General features: G+C 64.9%; 3 protein-coding genes. All 3 read right to left on the bottom strand.

The window, feature by feature from the left end; genetic code table 11:
- Positions 1–147 precede the first annotated feature (147 nt).
- Positions 148–561, bottom strand: a complete 414-nt coding sequence (locus AC1DJT_RS35390; protein ID WP_069878567.1) for a helix-turn-helix domain-containing protein — start codon at positions 559–561, stop codon at positions 148–150.
- Positions 562–700: 139 nt separating this feature from the next.
- Positions 701–2,296 carry an apolipoprotein N-acyltransferase gene (gene lnt / locus AC1DJT_RS35385; protein WP_476835928.1) on the bottom strand — a complete coding sequence of 532 codons (1,596 nt, stop codon included), beginning with the start codon at positions 2,294–2,296 and terminating at the stop codon, positions 701–703.
- Positions 2,296–3,279, bottom strand: coding sequence for a hemolysin family protein (locus AC1DJT_RS35380; RefSeq protein WP_441492017.1), 984 nt, complete (start codon positions 3,277–3,279; stop codon positions 2,296–2,298). The genes lnt and AC1DJT_RS35380 overlap by 1 nt, the downstream gene beginning before the upstream one ends.
- Positions 3,280–3,332: the final 53 nt, after the last annotated feature.

Below are 3,332 nucleotides of genomic sequence, written 5' to 3'. Positions count from 1 at the left end.
CTTCATGCACGGACAAGCTGGTGGCCGCCAGCACGGACCCTGCCGGTGCGGGGCGCAGCGTTCTTGCAGCGAACGTGTTCGCCGTCAAGCGCTCAAATCCGTTTATCGGGAGAAACGTTCGTCAAGACGAACGCCGAGACGCTTCAATCAGGGCTTTTCAGCGTGTTCCTCGGCAATGGCCTCAACCAGATCGATAACCCGGCGTCGAACCTGCCCATTTTTAATGCGCACGAAGGCCTTGGTGAGTTGCACGCCTTCGCTGGTCGCCAGGAAATCCGAAATATAGGTCGTGGAGGCGGCGTCCGAGAAGCCTCCCGACGGCATGTCGCCGGACGGGGCGCCCTCGAAGAAAAAGGAGACCGGCACATCCAGCATCTTGGCGATTTGCTGCAAGCGGCTGGCGCTGATGCGGTTTGCGCCCTTCTCGTATTTCTGAACCTGCTGGAAGGTCAGCCCAAGTGCTTCACCAAGCTTTTCCTGGCTGACGCCGGCAAGCATGCGGCGCATCCGGACGCGGCTGCCAACATGGCGATCGATCGGATTGGGGATTTTCTTCAGCATGGATCGACGGGCCTCGGATCAGGGGCATTCTGCCGAAGCCGCAATCCGGCAGTGTCCTATGGTCAAACACAATACACTAGTTTCAACTAAATTGCTTCTTAAACGACATCTTCTGCGCTGGGAATAGTTCCAGTTGGAATTATTTTGAAAGTCGCAACCGCGAGATGAGCAAGAATATTACAACAAGGCCTGCAAAAATGACATCCCCGAGCTGCGCGTAAGGCGTAACAGAGGCGTGACTGGGCAGGGCCGAGTCGAGCACCCCCTCGCTCCCCAGCGGCAGGCTGCCGGTGATCCGGCCATAGGCGTCGATCACGGCGGATATGCCGGTATTGGCGACGCGCACCAGGGGCAATCCCTGCTCGACGGCCCGCAACCGGGCCTGGGCGAGATGCTGGTAAGGACCGCTCGTCTGACCGAACCAGCCGTCATTCGTGAGATTGAGCATGAAGCCGGGTCTGGGGCCCTGCGGCATCACCTCGCCGGGAAACACGGCCTCATAGCAGATCAGCGATGCGACCGGCGGCAAGCCGCGCACGGTGAGCGGTGTCCGGCGTGCGCCGGCCGTGAAACCGCCGGGAACGGCGACGAATTCGGACAGTCCGACACTGCGGATCAGCGTCTCGAGGAACGCGGGCAAGTACTCCCCGAACGGCACGAGATGGACCTTGTCATAGCTCGCGACGATCACGCCCTGATCGTCGACAACCTGGACCGAATTGAAGATCGGCGGCCGACTTTCGCCCGGCAGCGTTTCGCCGGCGCGGGCTGCGCCGGTGATCAAGGTTGTGTTCGGCGGCAGCAGGGCCGCGATCCGCGACAGCGCGCCCGGGGTTCGTCCGAGCAGGAAAGGGAAGGCCGATTCCGGCCAGATCAGATGGGTGACGTCCTGGACGCCCAGAGTCGTGGGACTTGTCGCCCGGTCGCTGAGCGCAAGATAGCGGTTGAGGATCGCTTCGCCGTTGCGCGGATTGAACTTGGCGTCCTGCGGCAGATTGGGCTGCATCAGGCGAAGTTTCACGCCGGGGACGGTGGGCGATGGCGCGGCGGGAATGCGCCAAGCACCAAAGCCGAGCAGCCCGCACAGGACCGCGAGCGCCAGAACTGGCGCCTGCCAGCGCTCCGGGCCCGGCTTGCCGGTGCCGAGCATCGCCGGCGCTGCGCCGAGCGCGACCGCCACCAAGGTCAGGCCGTAAAGGCCGGCGACTGAGGCGAACTGCGCAATCCATGGTTGACCGGCCAGCATCATGCCGTAGACGTTCCAGGGAAAGCCCGTCAGCACATGCCCGCGCAGCCACTCGCTCAAGGCGAGCGCGACAGCAAGGATGAGGATGCGGCCGCCGCCATGTGGCCAGACCAGGCGGGCGGCACCGAAGGCCAGGGCGGGAAAGACGGCGAGGAAGKCGGGCAGGGCAATGACGCCGAGCGGCATGGCCCAGGCGAATTTGTCGGCCTCGACAAGAAAGGCAGCACCAAGCCACCACAGTCCTGCGAGAAAGAAGCCAAAACCCCACCACCAGCCGGCAGCCATGGCGGCGCGGAAGCGCGCCCCGCGACTTGTGCCGACTGCGCCGTCGATCAGCCAGACCGCAATGGTCATCGGCACGACGATCAGTGGCCAGAGATCGAGGGGCGGCAGGGCGAGGGCGCCGCTGGCGCCGGCGACGAGCGCGATCAGGCGCTTCGGCCAGCCCCAGGCGAGGATGACCCTGTCGGCCAGGGCGGCAAGGCGCATCAGCCGGGATCCGTCGTCGCAGGAGCCTCGGAGACGGTGGGAACATTCCGATGGATGCGCAGCCGCTTGATGCGGCGCGGGTCGGCGTCGAGAATCTCGAAGGCCAGCCCCTCGGGCCCCTGGATCAGCTCGCCCCGTGCCGGGACGTGCCCGGCGAGCGTGACGATGAGCCCGCCGAGCGTGTCGACGTCCTCGGCGACGTCAGTCTCGGAAAGGTCGATCCCGGTTGCGTCCTTCAGGTCTTCGAGTGTCGCGCGGGCATCGGCGGTGAAACGGTTCTCGCCAGCCACCGCGATCGTCGGCGCGGTGTCGAGATCATGCTCGTCCTCGATATCGCCGACCACGATCTCGACCAGGTCCTCGATCGAGACCAGGCCATCGGTGCCACCATATTCATCGATGACGAGGGCGATATGTGTGCGGGTGGCCTGCATCCTGACCAGCAGATCGACGGCAGGCATCGACGGCGGCACATAGAGCACGGGCCGCAGGATCTTGGCCGAAGCCAGAGTGACGGAAAGATCGATCGCGCCGAGATTGGGGCCGGCCGTTCCGGGCTGCGCGCCGCGGCGACCGGGTTTGGCCCGGGCTGCGATGAAATCGAGAAAATCGCGGATATGGACCATGCCGCGGGGGTCATCGAGCGTCTCGCCATAGACCGGGAGGCGCGAATGGCCGGCGGTGCGGAACAGGGCCAGCAATTCGCCGAGAGTTGCCTCGGACTGGACCGCGATGATGTCGGCGCGCGGGACCATGACATCGGCGATGCGGCGCTCGCGCAGGCTCAGAACATTGGAGAGCATGGCCCGCTCCTGCGGGCTCAGATCGGCGAGCTGCCCGCTCCCCTGGGCGAGCGCTTCGGTGATGTCCTCGCGAATCGTTGCCCCGTTCCGCAGGCCCAGCCGGTCGAGGAAATGGCTCAGCCATTGTGCCAGGCCGCGACTGGGAGGTTCACTTGGGGAGGGTCTACTGTCGTCGCTCATGGTACGGGGTGATCTGCCTTGGTCTGTGCGGGGTGATCTGCCTTGGTCTGTGC

The sequence above is a fragment of the Allobosea sp. 05T422_2 genome (assembly GCF_056396265.1).
Note: the sequence above shows the minus strand (reverse complement) of the source record. Positions and strands in the feature narration are given on the sequence as shown.

Excerpts from the sequence above, each read along its gene's own strand:
- AC1DJT_RS35390 (WP_069878567.1), bottom strand. The coding sequence starts at position 561 with ATGCTGAAGAAAATCCCCAATCCGATCGATCGCCATGTTGGCAGCCGC.
- AC1DJT_RS35380 (WP_441492017.1), bottom strand. The coding sequence starts at position 3,279 with ATGAGCGACGACAGTAGACCCTCCCCAAGTGAACCTCCCAGTCGCGGC.